16 protein-coding genes are annotated in these 19,297 nt (G+C 52.6%); 1 reads left to right on the top strand and 15 read right to left on the bottom strand.

The genetic code is table 11. The features are described from left to right. Window positions 1–100 precede the first annotated feature (100 nt). The 15 genes from V1224_06790 to V1224_06720 form a co-directional block, all read right to left on the bottom strand. Window positions 101–907, bottom strand: coding sequence for a serine protease (locus V1224_06790; protein ID WWR17130.1), 807 nt, complete (start codon window positions 905–907; stop codon window positions 101–103). Next, window positions 908–1,870 carry a porphobilinogen synthase gene (hemB, locus tag V1224_06785; protein ID WWR17129.1) on the bottom strand — a complete coding sequence of 321 codons (963 nt, stop codon included), beginning with the start codon at window positions 1,868–1,870 and terminating at the stop codon, window positions 908–910. Between the two features lie 21 nt (window positions 1,871–1,891). Further along, window positions 1,892–3,439, bottom strand: a complete 1,548-nt coding sequence (cobA, locus tag V1224_06780) for a uroporphyrinogen-III C-methyltransferase (GenBank protein ID WWR17128.1) — start codon at window positions 3,437–3,439, stop codon at window positions 1,892–1,894. Next, the gene (gene hemC, locus V1224_06775; GenBank protein ID WWR17127.1) at window positions 3,426–4,406 is read right to left on the bottom strand and encodes a hydroxymethylbilane synthase; all 981 of its coding nucleotides are present in this window, start codon (window positions 4,404–4,406) and stop codon (window positions 3,426–3,428) included. The genes cobA and hemC overlap by 14 nt, the downstream gene beginning before the upstream one ends. Beyond that, a complete protein-coding gene (locus V1224_06770) occupies window positions 4,399–4,956 on the bottom strand; it encodes a bifunctional precorrin-2 dehydrogenase/sirohydrochlorin ferrochelatase (GenBank protein ID WWR17126.1) in 558 nt (185 codons plus the stop codon). Before V1224_06770 ends, hemC begins: the two co-directional genes overlap by 8 nt. Next, window positions 4,953–6,164, bottom strand: coding sequence for a glutamyl-tRNA reductase (gene hemA / locus V1224_06765; protein ID WWR17125.1), 1,212 nt, complete (start codon window positions 6,162–6,164; stop codon window positions 4,953–4,955). The genes V1224_06770 and hemA overlap by 4 nt, the downstream gene beginning before the upstream one ends. A gap of 9 nt (window positions 6,165–6,173) precedes the next feature. Further along, window positions 6,174–7,706 (bottom strand): precorrin-2 C(20)-methyltransferase, encoded by a 1,533-nt coding sequence (cobI, locus tag V1224_06760; protein ID WWR17124.1) that lies wholly within the window; start codon window positions 7,704–7,706, stop codon window positions 6,174–6,176. After that, window positions 7,691–7,837 carry a hypothetical protein gene (locus V1224_06755; protein ID WWR17123.1) on the bottom strand — a complete coding sequence of 49 codons (147 nt, stop codon included), beginning with the start codon at window positions 7,835–7,837 and terminating at the stop codon, window positions 7,691–7,693. Before V1224_06755 ends, cobI begins: the two co-directional genes overlap by 16 nt. Continuing rightward, complete coding sequence (locus V1224_06750; GenBank protein WWR17122.1) at window positions 7,834–8,451, bottom strand: metallophosphoesterase; 618 nt, start codon at window positions 8,449–8,451, stop codon at window positions 7,834–7,836. Before V1224_06750 ends, V1224_06755 begins: the two co-directional genes overlap by 4 nt. 7 nt (window positions 8,452–8,458) lie before the next feature. Next, a complete protein-coding gene (locus V1224_06745) occupies window positions 8,459–10,384 on the bottom strand; it encodes a BMP family ABC transporter substrate-binding protein (GenBank protein WWR17121.1) in 1,926 nt (641 codons plus the stop codon). 72 nt (window positions 10,385–10,456) lie between these two features. Then, on the bottom strand, window positions 10,457–14,035 hold the full coding sequence (gene nifJ / locus V1224_06740; protein WWR17120.1) for a pyruvate:ferredoxin (flavodoxin) oxidoreductase: 3,579 nt from the start codon (window positions 14,033–14,035) through the stop codon (window positions 10,457–10,459). A 184-nt stretch (window positions 14,036–14,219) separates the two neighbouring features. Beyond that, a complete protein-coding gene (gene purB, locus V1224_06735; GenBank protein ID WWR17119.1) occupies window positions 14,220–15,653 on the bottom strand; it encodes an adenylosuccinate lyase in 1,434 nt (477 codons plus the stop codon). Window positions 15,654–15,750: 97 nt separating this feature from the next. Further along, on the bottom strand, window positions 15,751–17,199 hold the full coding sequence (gene purF / locus V1224_06730; GenBank protein WWR17118.1) for an amidophosphoribosyltransferase: 1,449 nt from the start codon (window positions 17,197–17,199) through the stop codon (window positions 15,751–15,753). A gap of 6 nt (window positions 17,200–17,205) precedes the next feature. Further along, on the bottom strand, window positions 17,206–17,910 hold the full coding sequence (gene purC, locus V1224_06725; GenBank protein ID WWR17117.1) for a phosphoribosylaminoimidazolesuccinocarboxamide synthase: 705 nt from the start codon (window positions 17,908–17,910) through the stop codon (window positions 17,206–17,208). A gap of 2 nt (window positions 17,911–17,912) precedes the next feature. Further along, entirely contained in the window at window positions 17,913–18,155 is a 243-nt protein-coding gene (locus tag V1224_06720; GenBank protein WWR17116.1) for a hypothetical protein, read from the bottom strand. A gap of 113 nt (window positions 18,156–18,268) precedes the next feature. On the opposite strand from V1224_06720, the gene V1224_06715 reads away from it, so the two are divergent. Next, window positions 18,269–19,270 (top strand): LacI family DNA-binding transcriptional regulator, encoded by a 1,002-nt coding sequence (locus V1224_06715; GenBank protein ID WWR17115.1) that lies wholly within the window; start codon window positions 18,269–18,271, stop codon window positions 19,268–19,270. The last annotated feature ends 27 nt before the right edge of the window (window positions 19,271–19,297 follow it).

Raw genomic sequence — 19,297 nt, 5'->3', positions numbered from 1 at the left:
CTCTTCCTACTCTGACGCCGGCTTTTCTCCGGCTTTCCAGCGATTTTATTTAAGCCAAATCATACCACATTTCAGTTCCGGCGTCCACCGCTGCCGCTGCTCACCGCACTTTCTCCCACTCCTCGCGGATACAGGCCATCGGCAGGCTGGCAGTCTCCTGTTCGAATCCACCCGTGATCATACCAATACAGTGCCCATGCTCATCAAATGTTCCGCCGCCGGACATACCGGCTTTCGCCTTACAATAATTATAAATCATATAGGAACCGAATTCCTCAAAATAATACCAGGGATCCACGACAGTCCCCTCATAAATATTGCAGGCTACCCCGTCCGCGGACCCGATGAGAAACATCTCTGTGCCCCGGATCAGTCCGTCCTCGCAGGTTTCCCGCATGGAAACAGCACAAAGCTGCCGCCTCTCCTCATAGGCAAGGCCGCTGATGTCCGCCAGTGCAAACCCAAGATCATAAGTGTCCGACAGATAAACGCGCCTTGCGGGAACCTCTTCCCCATTGTACAGGCGGATCAGAGAATATTCCTGGCTCTGGAGCTGATGTCTGTTGGATGCGATCAATAAAGTGTCCTCGCCAATCTCCAGTATAATCCCACTGCCAAGAAATCGGCCGGTCCGGATCTGGACGACCGCAGGCATGACATTTCGGATCGACTGCGACATATCTCCATTATAATTTTCCGGCGTCCGCAGCAGTCCCAGATGAACAAGCCCTTCGTACTCATCCTGCGGGGTTGTTGTCTGTATGAGCGGTCCGGGCGGCGGCTCCTCTCTGGCGCGGACATCTGTACCCGGCATAAGCAGCAGGCCCAGCAGACCGGCAATGCTAATCCGTTTGATACAGCTGCACAAAGCGCCTTGCCAACACTGCCTCTTTATTCTTTTATTCATCTATTCTTCCAGCCATCCCGCTACGTCGAGCGCATGATAGGTGATGATGATGTCCGCGCCCGCCCGCTTCATCGCAAGCATGTTCTCCATGACGATCTTCTTTTCATCGATCCAGCCGTTTTGCGCCGCTGCCTTCACCATAGAGTACTCGCCGCTCACATTGTACACTGCCATCGGCTGATCAAACCGGCGGCGCGCTTCCCGCAGCACATCAAGATAAGCAAGGCCTGGCTTCACCATCAGAATATCGGCGCCCTCTTCGACGTCGGCCTCCATCTCCCGCAGCGCTTCTCTGACATTGGCCGTATCCATCTGATAAGTCTTCCGGTCCCCGAATCCGGGAGCGGAGTGGGCCGCATCGCGAAACGGCGCATAGTAACCCGAGGCGTACTTGGCACTGTAGGACATGACCGGAATCTCCTGAAATCCTGCCTCATCCAGTCCGGCACGGATCGCTGCCACCCGGCCATCCATCATATCGGAAGGCGCGATCATATGCGCCCCGGCCTCTGCCAGACTGACCGACATTTTTACAAGCAACGGCAGTGTCTCGTCATTGAGAATATGACACCCATCCACAAGACCGCAGTGGCCATGAGACGTATACTCGCAGAGGCAGACATCTGCGATCAGTAAAAGCTGCGGATACCGCTCCCGCAAAAAGCGGATCGCCCGCTGCATAATACCGTTTTTATCATAAGCCTGACTTCCCACTTCGTCTTTGTGTTCCGGAATGCCAAAAAGGAGCACGTTCCGCACACCACTTTTCCGTATCCTCTCGCATTCTTCCTCCAGTCTGTCGATGGAATACTGATAAATACCCGGCATGGATTCGACCGGGTTTTTGATATTTTTCCCTTCGATCACAAAGATCGGATATACGAGCTGTTCCTTATGAAGTCTTGTCTCCCGTACAAGGTTTCTCATCGCCTCACTGCTGCGCAGCCTTCTCATTCTTTTCATCACTCTCGCCTGTCCTTTCTGTCATCGCCCTCGTAACTGCATATCTTCCACGATCGCCTGTGTCAGCCCACGGACCGTACAGGAAGCGGCTGTCACGATGTGTTTACAACCTGCCCCGGCCAGTGCCTGCGCCGTCTTCTCTCCGATCGCGACGGCCCGCAGATGTCGCAGCTCTTTTCTGGCAAAACGCTCCGGATCTTCTCTGATAAATCCACGGACACCGGAACTGCTGGCAAACGTCAGATATGTCAGCGTATCAAGCGCCGCCCAGGAATGGAGCTCTCCAGCCTCCACCGTATAGGCAAAAGCCCGTTCCGTATTGATTCCGGACCTCCGGAATGTCTCCTCCAGCACCGGATTCCCTTCCCGCGCCTGATAAAGCAGCACACGATCCCGCTCTCTGTCCAGCAATTTCAAAAGTCCTGCTGCCAGCGCCCCGGCCGTATACGTATCCGGCATATAATCCGCCCAAAGTCCATACTCCCGCAGACAATCCGCTGTCCCGCTTCCGATCACTGCGACTTTCACACCGCCAAGGATACGGACATCAAGATTCCGCTCTCTCATCTGTTCCCAAAATATCCGCACGCCGTTCGCACTGGTGAACACAATCCATGTGTAAACAGACAGGTTTTCGAAATACTGCTCCTGCCCATCCAGCTTGTGCACAAACAATTCCTGCACCCAGACTGTCTCCGCGCCTGCCTCCCGCAAAGTCTGTGATAACCGCTCTGTCAATGCCCTCGTTCCTGTCAGACCGATCCGCACACCGCTCAGCGGCAGGGAAGATTCTGTTCTAAGGCAGAAGGACGCCGTATCTCCCGCTATAATAATTGCCGGCGATTTGACGTTTGCCTCTCTGACCCGCCCGGCCAGATCAGAGATCGTACCCGAGATGACAGTCTCGTCATATCTTGTGCCGCGCGCAACCACTGCCGCCGGGAACTGTGGCGGTTTCCCCGATTCCAGCAGCAGCCGGCAGATCATTTCAAGGCAAGAGCAGCCCATCAGAAAGATCAAAGTCCCCTCTGCCGCCTTCACTCCTTCAATCTGGCTGCGCAGATAGACTTCTCTCGCCGCCTCATCTCTGTCCGTTGTATGCGCCGTAATCACATGAAAGGAGCGGCTGAGCTCCCTGTGTGTCACCGGAATGCCAGCCAGCCCCGGTACGGAGACGGCAGATGTCACACCCGGCACATACGTAAAAGGAATCTGCGCCTGCATCAGGCATTCCGCCTCTTCACCGCCTCTGCCAAACACAAAGGGATCGCCGCCCTTCAACCGCACGACCATCCTGCCCTTCGCGGCTTTCTCCAGCAGGATATGATTGATCTCCTCCTGTGTCATGCTCGGATGTCCGCCTCTCTTACCTGCATAAATCCGTTCACAGGAAGGCTTTGTCTCAGACAAAAGTTCCTCCCCTGCCAGTCGGTCATATACGACCGTATCACAGCGCTGCAAAAGACGCAGTCCACGGACGGTGATCAGATCTGCGCTGCCTGGTCCCGCCCCGACAAGATAGACATGTCCTCTGTTTATCTTTCCCTGATTTCCGTCATGATAATCCATCGCTGTATTCCTTCCCCTGCACCACTGTCTCTGTCATACGGCCGGTCAGTTCTGCCGCCAGCCGGGCCGCCATCTCTTCTCCCTGCCCGATCCGGGCAGCGCCGAAGGAAGTGCGCATCCTCTCCTCCTGCCACCATGCGGCCTGCATACGGATCGTTCCCTTTACACACCACGAATATGCCGCCACCGGCTGCTGACAGCCCGCTCCCGTCCCTTCAAGAAAACGGCGCTCAGCCAGAAAACAGGCCATTGTCTCCCTGTCATTTACCTTCTCCAAAAGCGGCAGATAAGGGCTGTCCGCCCTGCACTGGACCGCAATAATCCCCTGCGCCGCCGCCGGACGGAAATCCTCTTCATGCAGCTCCCGAAAGCAGAAGCCGCCTTCTGCCAGAACGCCTTCGCGCAATGGCCGCTGTCCGGCCCTCCAGGCGCCGCTGTCCGGTATCAGGGCAAGCCGTTCCAGTCCGGCTGCCGCAAGGATCAGACCATCCGCCTCCCCCTCCCGGCACTTCCGCAGTCTTGTATTAACGTTGCCGCGGATATTTTTTGTCTGACAGCCAAGGTGCAGCCTCGCCAAATACTGACGGCGCAGACTTCCCGTACCGATCACAGAGCGCTCCGTCAGCTCTGTCCCCAGCGGCATTACAAGCACATCCCGCGGATTGGCCCTCGGCAAAACTGCCGGTATTGCCAGCCCGGCCGCAGTCTCGACCGGCATATCTTTTCCACTGTGGACAGCCGCGTCGATCTCCCCTTCCAGCAGCGCCTGTTCAAAGGCCGAGACGAACATCCCCTTACCGGCAAACTCATAGAGTGGTCTGTCCAGAATCCGGTCGCCCGCCGTACTCATCTCTACGATCTCGTATTGCAGATCCGGAGCCACTGCCCGGCAGCGTTCTGTCAACAGCTTTGTCTGCGCTATAGCGAGCGCGCTTTTCCTTGTACCGATGCGCACGACATTATTCATCCGCTTTTGTCTCCTTCCTGTTCTCACGGATCTCACCGATCCATCCGGGGAGGGCCGTCTGCAGACGCCTGCGCAGCGCGCGGGCCATCGCCGGGTCCTGTCCTGACGTCGTGATACCGGCAGCCACAGTTCCCTCCATACAGTAGGCGGGAAAGAAAAAGGTGCATTCCGCCTGGCAATCCGCCACATTGACCGGAATCTGTCGCGCATGACACAATGCCGCGACCATATGATTGACATCCCGGCTGTCGGTAGCCGTCACGACAAGCGCCCATTTGCCTTCCGTCACATCCTCTGAATGAAAGGCGCGCGTGATCTTCTGCACACAGCCATCCGCAAGGCAGTCACACGCCGTTGCCCTGTCAGACATATCCTGATCGGGGAGCAACACGTTATGTAGTTCAAATTCGGCCGTAAAACGTTTCGCAACGACGGTCACCTCCGCTCCGAAAGCAAGCAGTCCCCTGCACTTTCTGGCCGCCACCCGGCCTCCGCCGACGATCAGACACGGCTTTCCTTCCAGTGAGACAAACATGGGAAAATACGTCATTGCCCTTCCTCTCTCAATGCTTTGCGAAGAGCTTCCAGAAAACCCTTCATCTCCTCATAGACGGCTCCATCCCGCACGCGGTACAAAAGCTGCTCAAACGTGATCCCCGCCGCCGCTTCCTTCATCTGTGGGATCTCCGGCAATATCCGGTGGAAAAGCAGTTCTTTTTTTAATACGTCAAGCTGTTCCTCTATCATATGCTCGGCGCTTTTTTTCGCCTGTTGTTTTTTTTCATTGTTACTGCTGGCCAGTCCGTGAAAATAATCCATCTGATAGAGGCTGCCACACTCAGACACATTTCTGTCGATGTCCGCAGGTACGGACAGATCAAGCCAGAGCACTCCGGCAGGCACCTGTCTGTCTTTCGCCGCTTCCTCCCGCGCTCTGCGCCATGCCTCGTAAGTCACCGTATAATGAGGGCTTCCCGTAGCGCTGACAACGACATCGCAGTCCCCCATAGCCGTGTACCTGTCTTCATAAGGAACCATCTGCACGCCTTCGATCTCTACCACCTGTCCGTCCGCTCCATGTTTTCTGCTCGTCCCCATGAGAATCAGTCCTTTTTGACCCCGAATATTTTTCATGACCGTGCTCCCCGTCGCTCCAGTAATGCCGATGATCATCACTTTTGCCGTTTTCAGTCCCTGTTCTCTGACAAAATTCATGATCTGTCCGGCGGCCAGTGTCGCCACAGAGACGGAAGTCTTCGAAAGACTCGTATCTGTCTTGATCTTTTTCGCACAGGTGACGGCGCTGCGAAACACCGTATTGAGCGCAAAGTCCGTGCACTTCGTCTCCAGCGCCCGATACCAGGCATCTTTCACCTGACCGAGTATTTCGTCCTCTCCCATGACCATGGAATCGACACCGCTCGCTACCCGGTGCAGATGCCGCAGAGCGCCGGTCCCGTAATAACAGTTGCCGTATTGACGGCACAGTTCGATAGGCACGCCCTTTGCCTCACAGACAGCCTCCTCCATCCGCTCCCATCGGCGCTGGACAGTCGCCATCTCCGTCTCCATATCCTCTTCCCCCGGAAACTCCGTATACAACTCCATTCTGTTACAGGTGGAAAGGATGACGCTGTGCTTCATGTCGCTCCCCTCGCCCAGTTTTTTGAGAAAGGCAAGCTGCTCTTCCACAGAAAAAGCAAAACGGCTGCGCACTTCCAGCGGCGCTTTCTTATAGTTGATGCTGATCACATACATAGTCTGCCTCTATTCTTTCCCGTCACTCTGGTCATACTCATGCCCCGGTATAAGGACCGTCGTGAAATAAGAGCTCCTCTCCGTATCTTCGTCCAGACTCCAGCAAAGTTCCTCTGTATCCATACCGCAGTCTTTGACCATGGAAGCGCAGTCATACAGACCCATCTCCTTCAGGAGACGCTTTGCTTCCGGCAGATTCCTGCCACTCTTCATCAGCACTTTGCTTCCGGGCAGCCGCAGGCTCTCCTCCAGTCCTTCATATCCTGCCGGAATAATATGAAGCGGCTGCGACATCTCTGTCAGACTCCTGCCGAGCGCGGCCGCCGAAGCGCAGAAACTGTTGACCCCGGGCACCAGCATCACCTCATACCCAGCCCTGCGCACCGGGCCGGCCAGATAGGACACGGTCGCATAGACAGAAACGTCGCCCAGCACGATCATACCGACATTTTTCCCCTGCCGCAGATACACTTCCAGCCGCTTTGACAGCGCAGCATACACCTGTCTTCTCTTCTCTTCGTCTTTTGTCATCAGCAGATCGAGATATACGATCTCTTTGTCTGACAGTTCCATATAGTCCGCTGCGCCGAACATCTCACGGATCTGCGCTGCCGCTCTGCGGACAATCGACAGCGCGATCGTATGTTCCGATTTTGTCCTCGGCACTGCCAGCACCTGGCAACTGCGGATACATGCCGCCCCGTCCAGCGTCAGGTTACCGCCGGCGCCCGGCCCGACGCTGATACCGTAAAAAATACCACTGACATTTTTCCTGCATTTACGGATATAATGCGCCCGGATCTGCGGATCATATCCCATCCCGTGCATCACACATTCGACTTCATACCCCCGGGCCCGGCACCGGCTGCGCCAGCTCTCTTCCTCTTCTCCCGCCATATCCTCCAGCGCATGGACACCCGCCACAAGCATGAACGGGACAAGCGTCACCTTCCGGATATCCGCTCTCTCATCCAGCATCCGCAAAATATCTTCGATGGAAGGTACGCCCTCCACAGTAGCCATATAGTGAGAGCGTGCAGTTTCTTTCTCCAGCCGTTTTTCAATCTTCTCATAGACTCTGTTCGCCTGATGATAAGTGCCATGCCCCATAAAGATACAGACCTGCCCTGCACAAACCGGAAACTTCTCCCGCATAATACCGACAATAATGTCATAATCCTCTTCCTGCACGAGCAGCGGCTCTCCGACCTTGAGCAGTGCAAACCGCTCTTTCCACTGCATCGTCTGCCGCACCAGTTTATCGTATTCCTCGCCCGGTATCAGATGCGTCGGCTGGACCCATACATGAGAATAACCATCTTCACAGAGAGCCTCCAGGGCCTTCGTCACATTGTCTACCTCCACGCCCCTTCGTGCCAGATTACTGCGCACGATCTCACTCGTATAAGCGCGGCGCACCGTATGCTCCGGAAACGTTCGCCTCCAGTCTTCCTCGATCGCTACGATCGCCTCTTTCTCCGCCCTGTCGCAAGTCGTCCCGAAGCTCACTGCAAGGATCGCTCTTTTCACTCTCTCTGCCACGGATCATTCCCCCGTTCTTTCTCTGTTTTCGTACTTGCCAGTCTCCGGCCATATCCGGCCTGCGGTTCTCCCTCCGCACACAGACGGGGACATACTCCCGTATATCCCCGTCCTCCCATGCCATATCTCACGATCCTCCCACATTCTCAGGGGGATACTCCACCACATAGAAATCATAGGCATTGATGACCGTCGTCTTTCCGAACGTATCTTTTCTCTTGAAATTCCTGCCATAATTCACATGTACATGACCGTGAAAAAAGTATTTGGGCTCATACTTTTCCATCAATGCGCGAAAAGCAACAAATCCACGGTGCGGCAGGTCCGGCAGATCGTTGACCTGATACGCCGGCGCATGTGTCACCAGAATATCAAACCCTTTATGCCACCACAGTTTCAGAAACAGTCTGCGGATTCGCTTTCTCATCCGCCACTCCGTATATTGGTTCCTGGCTCCTTCAATATACTCCATAGAACCGCCAAGCCCTAATATCCGTACGCCCTGATGGACATAGATCCTGTCCTCGATGCAAATACAGCCTTCCGGTGGCTCTTCCTCGTAGATCCCGTCATGATTTCCCCTGACATAGAGTACGGGAACATTGCAGAGCGTGGCAAAAAAACTCAGATAATCCGGCCGCAGATCTCCGCAGGAGATGATCAGATCAATGTCTTTCATCCGCTGGGGATCATAATAATCATATAATAATTTCGACTCGTGATCTGTCAGTATCATAATGTTCATGACAGCGTCATTCTTCCATCTCTGTTTCATCTGTCTTAATGCCCTGAAGCTGTACAAGCGCCTGGGCTTCCTCTGTCAGTTCCTCCAGACCGGGGATACGTCCGACAACGTTTTCCGCCAGCCAGTCCATCCTGATAATATCATCCGCCCCGAGACTCTCTCCCTCGCCGCAACGGATATGACCATCCTGATCGCAGATCACACCGTCAAACGGATGAAACCTGTCCTCACAGATCGAATGTTTCAAAAATTCGATCAGTCTTCCCGTACCGCCGGGCATATGCTTGGAACAGATCACATCGACGACATCCGCCGACATGCCCCACCAGTAATTGACCGCCTTTTTGCCTTTCTGGACACTGGCCTCACTGCTGCCCTTGCAGATGTTCTTTACGATCCGTTCATAGAACTTCCCCCAATGCCAGACCGGCGTCGCCATATTGACAAGGCCGCCGTCCTCTTTCTTCGCGTATAGTCCATACTCTCTCGATGCCTGCTGCGGTGTGATCATGTCATCACCGGAGATATAGACGACGCCCTCCCGCGCAAGCCGTCCTCCTGCGTCCTGCTCCTTCGTCCGCGACCATTCCAGATACACATGTGCATAAGGATTGACCATCCGCGCTCCGAGCGCAAACGCATTGATATTGGCGACCGAACCGTAAATCGGATAATCCGCCACATAGCCAAGCCTGTCTGTCCGTGACAGGGCTGCCGCAATGGCTCCCACCAGAAACTTGGGCTCATACATCCTTCCGTAATACGTACAGATGGAAGAATACGGCATCTTCACAGAACAGTTATAGATCTTCACTTTCGGATGATGAATGGCGCAGCGCACACTGGCACCTACCATCTGAATGGCGATCGTAAAGATCAGATTGCAGCCCGATGCGATGGCAAGCTCAATGGCATTTTCCACCTCCGCATCCGTGTCAGCTCTGTCGATCACCATCGTTCTCAGCTTCCCGTCAAATGCCTGTTCCAAATACATTCTGCCGAGCTCATGGGCGTAAGTCCAGCTGGAAGTATCTTTCGTCTTTGGATAGATAAAGGCGATCTTCAGCATCTCCGGCGTGACAGGCAGCAGGAGACTGCGCAGAGAAGCCTTGGTTTTCTCCGGTTTCTCTACCAGTTCCACCTGACTTCCTTCGTCTGCCAGTCTGATCTCCATGCGCATCTGCTGGAGATTCTGACGCATATCGCTCTCTTTTTCTTTCACGGCCTGATCATAGCCGTAGATCTCCAGATAGACAAGAAATATATCGGAGACGCTCACGTCCATTTTTTCTTCCCGGACTGCCTCCAGCGCATCTGCGAATCTGCTGTATACGGACCGAAATGTCGTCCTCTCCTCTTCGCTCCAGATTTCCCCGGCCTTTTTGTCCATCAGTTTTAACAGCTTTTTGTAACTGCCCTCTTTCGTAAAACAGATCTCGCAGTTGTGCGACACTTCAAAGAAATCCATATACTCATAATAGAGGCGGTTTTCTCTGTCGTCTGTCTTTTTGGGGACAATGCGGGTCACAGTGGCGCCAATACTGTAGGCGCCCAGATATTTCATCACACTGACCCGCTTATTCCCCTCCTGAACGTAAAACCGATTCATAAACTCATAGACAACGATCGGGTCGCGGATTCCGTCCGTGACCTGATGGTCATAAAGAGAAGCCCATTTGCTGGCAAACTCTGTTTTCTCCGGCAGTAACGGCATGAAATTGCCCGCAAACGCATCTGTACGCCCGGCTGTCTTCGTACCGACAATCTTTGACAACGGAACATCCATCCGTCCCAGACTGACATTCGCCGTCACTTCCGTATAAGACAATATATCATCCAACACCGGTAGATACGGATATTCCCCTTTGGTCACGGCAGACTGGTATTTTCGTCTGCCTTGCTTTAATGCCGCCGTATAATCACTGAGTGCCACAACAAACTCCTCCGAAAAAATATATTACTATATTTTACCATTTCCCCGGAAAAATGAAAACCCCTTTTCCATCTACAGTCTGTCATACATCTCCACATACTCTTTCAGGTATGCGTAATGTCTTCTGGCATGTTCGGCAGCCGCATCAAACAGCCTGCGGGCTTCTTCCGGCTTCGTCTTTTTCAGCGCCGTATAACGGATCTCACCGTCAAGAAATTCCTCATAGGAAAGACTCGGCTCCCCGCTGTCTATCGTCAGCGGATTCTTCCCCTCCGGTTTCAAAGCCGGATTAAACCGAAACAACGGGAAATATCCGGACTGCACCGCTTTTTCCTCTTCGCGCTGCACACTTCCCATACCCGCTTTCACACCATGGTTGATACATGGCGCGTAGGCAATGATCAGCGACGGGCCGTCGTACTGCTGTGCCTCCGTGAGCGCTTTGATCGTCTGATTATAATCCGCTCCCATGGCAATCTGTGCCACATACACATAGCCGTAGCTCATGGCCATTCCTGCCAGATCTTTGCGCACCGTGCGCTTACCGCCGGCCGCAAAGAGCGCCGTTGCACCGAGAGGCGTCGCCTTGGAAGCCTGGCCGCCCGTGTTGGAATACACTTCTGTGTCAAACACGAGAATATTGATGTCCTTTCCGCTCGCCAGCACATGGTCCAAACCGCCAAAGCCGATGTCATAGGCCCAGCCGTCGCCGCCAAAGATCCACTTCGACTTTTTGGAGAGAAACTGCCTGTCTTCCAAGATCTCTCCCGCCAGAGCGCAGCCGGAACCGGTCAGCGCTTCAATGAGCGCTTTCGTTGCACATCCATTTTCATAAAAATCTTCATATGTGGAAAGCCATTTGCTGCAGCGCTCCTGCAACGTCTGCTCCGTCGTCTCCTGTTCCAGTTTTTGTACTTTTCCTTTCAGTCGCCGCCGGATCGTCTCTTCCGCCAGAAGCATTCCAAATCCAAACTCCGCCGCATCCTCAAACAGTGAATTCGACCAGGCGGGTCCTTCTCCTTTCTCATTGGCCGCATACGGAGTAGACGGGTACGAATTGCCCCAGATGGAAGAACAGCCGGTGGCATTGGCGATATACATCCGTTCCCCGAAGAGCTGTGTGATCAGGCGTGGATACGTCGTCTCACCGCAGCCCGCACAGGCCCCGTGAAATTCCAGATAAGGCTTTTTGTACTGACTTCCTTTTACAGTGGAGATCCCAAACTTTTTGACCAATTCTTCTTTTTCCGGCAGGCTCTTTCCATAATCAAAGTACTGCTGATGTTCTTCGTGCTCATGGACTGGGCACATGACAAGCGCCTTCTCTCCCTGTTTACCCGGACAGACGGCAGCGCACGAACCGCAGCCGGTACAGTCGACTTCCGAGATAATCATCGATACCTGATAACCGGGTGCGCCCACCGCCTCCAGCATCTTCATCCCTTCCGGCGCCGCTTTGGCCTCTTTCTCATCCATCACTGCCGGCCGGATAACCGCATGTGGACACACATAGGCACAGCGGTTACACTGTATACAGTTCTCCGGTTTCCATTCAGGTACTTCTGTGGCCACATTCCGTCTTTCGTGCGCCGCCGTACCGGATGGTACCGAGCCGTCGGCAATGTCCGCAAACACAGACACCGGCAGTTTATGTCCTTCCTGCACATTCACCGGCTTCTGAATCCGTTCTACAAACCGAAGCACTTCCGGACGGTCCGGGAGTGTATCCGTATCAAGTGGCTCGTCCCGTTCCTCTTTCCATGCCGCCGGTACCGTCACTTCTTTTACCTGCGCCATACCTTTCTCAATGGCCTCATAGTTCATGCGGACAATCTTCTCGCCCTTGCGCTCATAGGCAGCCTTCGCAGCATTTTTCATCAGCGTCAGCGCTTCTTCCTCCGGGATGATACCCGACAGCTTGAAAAACGCCGCCTGCAAAATGGTATTGATCTTATTGTTAAGTCCGATCTCCTTGCCGATCCGGATGCCGTCGATCACAAAAAACCGGATCTGATGTTCTGCCAGATACCGCTTCACCTGCCCCGGCAGAAATCGCTCCAGTGCTTCCCCCTCGTAAGGACAGTTGAGCAGAAAAGTACCTCCGTCTTTGATCTCCTCCACAATATGAAACTTGTGCATATAGACATGATTATGACACGCCGTAAAATCTGACCGGTCAATCAGATAGGCAGACCGGATCGGCTCTTTGGAAAAACGCAGATGGGACACTGTCAGCCCCCTTGACTTTTTGGAATCATAGTCAAAATATGCCTGTGCATACAAATCCGTGTGATTGCCGATGATCTTGACGGAAGACTTGTTTCCGCCCACGGTACCGTCTCCTCCCAGCCCCCAGAATTTGCAGCATATCTCTCCTTCTTTCTTGATCGGAAAGGGTCTCACCGGGAGCGACGTCCCGGTGACGTCATCTTCAATCCCGATCGTAAACCGCTTTTTGCTCTCATTGACAAAAACAGCATGGATCTGCGCCGGCGTCGTATCCTTAGAACCAAGTCCGTACCTGCCGGAATATACCGGGATGTCCTGATAATAGCTTCCGTGCAGAGCTCCCAGCACATCCAGATACAGCGGTTCCCCGATACTGCCCGGCTCTTTGGTCCGGTCAAGTACCGTGATCTTTTCCACTGTCTTGGGAATGGCCGCCAGCAGATGTTCCCGGGAAAACGGTCTGTAAAGACGTACTTTGATCAGTCCTGTCTTTTTGCCGGCTCTGTTTTCCTCGTCGATCGTCTCCTCAATCGTCTGGCAGACACTTCCCATGGCGATGATCACATGCTCTGCCTCCGGGTCCCCATAATACTGAAACAGTTCGTACGGCGTCCCTGTTTTCTCCGTGATCCTGCGAAACAACGCTTCCACAACACCGGGAATCTTGTCATATCTCGGATTAGCCGCCTCCCGGTACTGGAAAAATACGTCAGGATTCTGCGCAGACCCCATCTGTCTGGCATGAGACGGATTCAGCGCGCTTTGCCGGAACCGGTTCACCGCCTCACGGTCCATCAACTGTGCATAATCCTCTTTCTCCCATATGGAGATTTTCTGTACCTCATGAGACGTACGAAAGCCGTCAAAGAAGTGCAGAAAAGGCGTACTTGCCTGCAGTGCGGCGATATGCGCCACCGGAGCCAGATCCATAACCTCCTGTACACTGCTGGTGGCTAATATGGCCACGCCCGTCTGCCTGCACGCATAAATATCCGAGTGATCTCCAAAAATAGAAAGTGCATGGGCAGCGATCGACCGCGCCGCCACATGAAAGACACCCGGCAGCCCCTCTCCCGCAATCTTATAGAGATTGGGGATCATCAGCAAAAGTCCCTGCGAAGCGGTAAATGTCGTCGTCATGGCGCCGGCCGCAAGAGAGCCATGTACGGCTCCGGCTACCCCCGCCTCCGACTGCATGACGGATACCGTGACCGGATCGCCAAACATATTTGTCTCTCCTCTTGCCGACCACTCGTCCATCCACTCGGCCATCGTCGAGGACGGCGTAATCGGATAGATCGCCGTCACATCGCTGTAAGCATAAGCCGCCAGCGCCGCCGCCTGATTGCCATCCATAGTCTTCCTGTTTCTCTGTTTCACACCGGTTGTTTCTCTGCTCGATTTTTTATCATTCTGTTCCATAAATAGATACCCACTTTCCTTTGCCTCGACACCCATATTGCCGGCATCGACCGTTTTGGACTTAGTGTGTACCGTTTTATTAAAAAAAATGCCGTTCTGTTTACAAACAAAACGACATTTTTATAATCTGATTCACTGTTTTTCTTATCCCATCAAATCATAACAGGATGATCCACAGACCGATTTACACATTGATCTCTGCTTTCACACCAAGCAGTTCCTTGTTTTCTTCGAGAATTGGTGCCGCTACTCTGGCCAGAAAACTCTCCACCTGCTCTCTGGAACGTCCCACGTATCTGGAAGGCTCCATCGCACTTTGTAAATCGTCAAGCGTCAGCGGGAACGCCGGATCCGCCGCGATCAGTTCAAGCAGATTGTTGTCTTTTCCTTTTATTTTGACGTTCTTTCCCGCCTCCATCGAAAGAACACGAATCCTCTCATGCAGCTCCTGTCTGTCTCCGCCTGCCTTGACCGCATCCATCATAATATTTTCCGTGGCCATAAACGGCAGCTCACTGCGCAGACGCTTCTCGATCACTTTCGGATAGACGACAAGCCCGTCCACAACATTCAGGCACAGATCGAGAATCCCGTCCGCAGCCAGAAAGCCTTCCGGAATGGAGAGACGCTTGTTGGCGGAATCATCCAGCGTACGCTCGAACCACTGCACCGCCGAAGTGACGGCCGGATTGAGCGCATCAATCATCACATAACGGCTCAGAGAGGCGATTCGTTCGCTTCTCATCGGATTTCTCTTATACGCCATTGCCGAAGAACCGATCTGATTTTTCTCAAACGGCTCTTCCACCTCTTTCAAATGCTGCAGCAGACGGATGTCATTGCTCATTTTATGAGCGCTCGCCGCAATACCGGCCAGCACATTGGCCACTCTCGTATCGACTTTTCGGGAATATGTCTGCCCGGATACCGGATAACACTCAGAGAACCCCATCTTTTCAGCGATCATCGGATCAATCCTGTCGATCTTCTCCTGATCCCCGTTAAACAGCTCCAGAAACGAAGCCTGTGTCCCCGTCGTCCCTTTGGAACCGAGCAGCTTCAAACTGGAGAGCACATAATCGAGGTCTTCCAGGTCCATACAAAATTCCTGCATCCACAGTGTGGCACGCTTCCCTACTGTTGTCGGCTGGGCGGGCTGGAAATGTGTAAATGCCAGCGTCGGCAGATCTTTATATTGATCCGCAAAACGCGCAAGCTCCGCAATCACATTGACGAGCTTTTTTTTCACCAGCTTCAGCGCCTGTGCCATGACAATCATGTCCGTATTATCGCCCACATAACAGGACGTGGCTCCGAGATGGATAATGCCTTTCGCCTTCGGACACTGCACCCCATAGGCATAGACATGACTCATTACATCATGGCGGACTTCCTTTTCCCTTGCCAGCGCCACCTCATAATTAATGTCCTCCGCATGAGCCTTCAGCTCATCGATCTGTTCCTGCGTAATGTCCAGGCCCAGTTCCTTTTCCGTCTCCGCCAATGCAATCCAGAGACGGCGCCATGTGCGGAATTTCATATCCGGCGAAAATAGATACTGCATCTCTTTGCTGGCGTATCGCTCGGAAAGAGGACTGTTATATCTGTCTGTATTCATGAAATTCTCCTCATATCGGCCTGACCGACTGTCCGCAGTCAGTCCCTTTTTCTATCCATTACTGTCATTACCGTGTCAGATCACTGACCCCAGCGGCTCACTGGTCGTACTCACCTCTGATGTCGTCTCCCGGCGGTTCCAGCGGATACTTACCCGTAAAGCAGCCTGTACAGATTTCCAGTCCGTTTACGATCTCCGGAAGACGTTCTGTCTTCAGATACGCGAGAGAATCCGTACCAATCACCTCACTGATCTCTTCCACCGTTCTGTTGTAGGCGATCAGTTGCTCTCTGGCCGGCACATCCGTACCGAAATAGCAGGGCCAGAGGAACGGCGGCGAGCTGACGCGCATATGCACTTCTCTGGCGCCCGCCTCCCGCAGCATACGCACGATACGGTCAGATGTCGTCCCTCTGACGATCGAGTCATCGATCATGATGATCCGTTTGCCCTCTACGACCTCCCGCAGCGCATTCAGCTTGATCTGTACACTGCTCTCACGGTTTTTCTGTTTTGGCTTGATAAATGTCCGGCCCACGTAGGCATTTTTGACGAAAGCCTGTCCATAGGGAATCCCCGACTGCATGGCGTATCCCATCGCCGAACAGTTCCCGGACTCGGGCACGCCAACGACCAGGTCCGCATCGACCGGCGAATCGATCGCCAGATATTTCCCCGCGAGTATTCTCGAATTGTAAACGCTGAAGCCATCCACATAGCTGTCCGGCCGCGCAAAATAGATATATTCAAATACGCATCTCGCATGTTCTTCTCTTGGAATACACATGCTCGTATCGGATTCAATCCCCTTCTCCGGAGAAATCGTGACAATCTCTCCCGGAAGCACATCGCGGATAAACTCTGCCCCCACCGTGTCAAGGGCACATGTCTCGGAGGCAAGAATATAGGTGTTATCCCGTCTGCCGATACAGAGCGGCCGGAATCCAAACGGGTCTCTGGCGCCGATCAGCTTCCTCGGCGACATCACGATCAGAGAATAAGCCCCTCTGATCTTCTTCATGGCACAGCCTACCGCCTCTTCCACCGTTTTCGTATGCAGGCGCTCTCTCGCTATGTGATAGGCAATCACTTCAGAGTCAATCGTAGTCTGGAAGATTGCGCCCGTATACTCGAGTTCCCTGCGAAGCTCCGGCGCATTGATCAGGTTGCCATTATGGGCAAGCGCCAGCGTTCCCTTTACATAATTGAGAACAAGCGGCTGTGCGTTTTCTCTCGTGGAACTGCCGGCAGTCGAATAGCGCACATGCCCGACGCCGATGTCTCCCTTCAGTTTCTCCATGATCTCCGGCGTAAAAGCCTCATTCAAAAGCCCCATATCCTTGGCACTGATAACTTTCGCCCTGGGCGCCTCAGTGTCGCTGACTGCGATCCCACAGCTCTCCTGACCCCGATGCTGCAGTGCAAACAGACCATAATATATGGTAGAAGCCACATCCCCGCCGTCAAAGTCATACATGCCAAATACGCCGCATTCTTCCCGCAGCTTGTCTGTCTCTTCCGTCAATATGTTTATTTTTTCTGTCATTCTTATTTATAACCCCAGACGTTTGAATACTTCGTTATATGCTTCCTCTACATTTCCGAGATCTCTGCGGAATCTGTCTTTATCCAGTTTCTCATTCGTGTGCACATCCCAGAGACGGCATGTGTCAGGCGAAGTCTCGTCTGCCAGAATGATCTGACCGTGATAGCGGCCAAATTCGATCTTAAAGTCGACCAGTTTGATACCCGCCCGCAAAAAATAATCTTTCAGCACTTCATTAACCTGAAAGGCATATTTTTTGATCGTCTCAATCTCTTCCCATGTTGCCAGTCCAAGGGCAACTGCAAAATAAGTGTTAATCAGCGGATCGCCAAGTTCATCGTTTTTGTAGCTGAATTCGATCGTCGGCATCGTAAAAGGAGTGCCTTCCGGTACGCCGAGACGTTTGGAAAAGCTGCCTGCCGCCACATTGCGGATGATCACTTCCAGCGGAACGATCTCCACCTTTTTGACCGCGGTCTCTCTGTCGCTCAATTCTTCAATAAAATGAGTGGGAACCCCTTTTTCCTCCAGGAGCTGAAACACACGGTTCGTCATGCGGTTATTGATCACACCCTTACCGACGATCGTACCCTTTTTTTCTCCGTTGAATGCGGTCGCATCATCTTTGTAATCTACGATGAGTACATCCGGATCATCTGTCGTGTATACCTTTTTTGCCTTTCCTTCGTAAAGCTGTTCCAGTTTTTTCATTTTTATCCCCTGTGCCTTTCGTATTGTTGCCATCCGGCGGTATCATATCTGTCGATATTATCGTATGTCCTGCGGACATCCTCCCGATGCCATCCGGCGGTATCATATCTGTCGATATTATCGTATGTCCTGCGGACATCCTCTCGATGCCATCCGGCGGTATCATATCTGTCGATATTATCGTATGTCCTGCGGACATCCTCCCGATGCCATCCGGCGGTATCATATCTGTCGATATTATACATTACGATCTTTTAGAAATCAACTTTGTTGTTGTGAAAGATAAAAAGTCATGATACAATAAATTCATATTTAGTACATTTTAGTAAATTCAGTCATAAGGAAAGGGGTCTTCTACTTGACTCTCAAGGAAATTGCGGAAATGGCCGGTGTCTCACCGGCAGCGGTCTCTCTTGTCATCAATAACAAACCGGGAATCAGTGACAGCAAACGACAGGAAATTCAAACTCTCCTGCGGAAATATAATTACACCTCATCGAGACGTCCCAAAAAGACGATACAAAAGAATCTGCTCTTTCTCAAATATATCAGCAATGGACATCTCGTGGAGGAAAATATCGGTTTTGTCTCTACGATCATCGATGCCATTGAAGCACAGTGTCGTAAAGAACAATATACACTGCGTATCGTCGTTTCTAACAACAGTCTTAATCATACGATCTCCGAAATCGATTATTCTTCTATTGACGGTATTTTTGTGCTCGGTACGGAACTGGATCATTTTTCCTATCCGATACTGGAAAAAATACCGGTTCCTTATATCGTCATCGACAACAATATGCCGCATTTTTCCTGCAATACAATCACGATGAACAATCAGGAAATGGTATATGAGGCGGTCAGACATCTGGCCTCCCTCAATGTTTCCGATATTGGTTATTTCAGAAGCCGCATGTCAATCCAGAATTTTGAGGAGCGGGCACAGTCATTTTATCAGTCTGTGAAAGAACTCGGTCTGCACTGCTCACCTTCCCATGAATTTCTGCTGGAACCGACGATGCTTGGAGCCTATGCCTCTATGAAGCAGCATTTACTGACGCGGCATTCCGTGCCGCCCTGCTGTTTTGCCGACAATGATACGATCGCCATCGGCGCCATGAAAGCACTGAATGAATTTCATTATAAAATCCCGGAGGATGTCTGTGTGATCGGATTTGACGATATTCAGTTTGCCGCCGCCAACTCCCCCTCTCTTTCCACGATGCAGGTACCGAAAAATCTGATCGGCTGTCTTGCCGTCAAGACATTAAACAATTCCATACTTCACAGTGAATACCGCAATACCAAAATTCAAGTCGGTGGACAGCTCATCATTCGTCACAGTACGCTTTTGCAGTAAGCAAAAAAGAGCCGCTCTTCCGACTCT

Source organism: Lachnospiraceae bacterium JLR.KK008 (assembly GCA_037015955.1).
Taxonomy (GTDB): Bacteria; Bacillota; Clostridia; order Lachnospirales; family Lachnospiraceae; genus VSOB01.
Note: the sequence above shows the minus strand (reverse complement) of the source record. Positions and strands in the feature narration are given on the sequence as shown.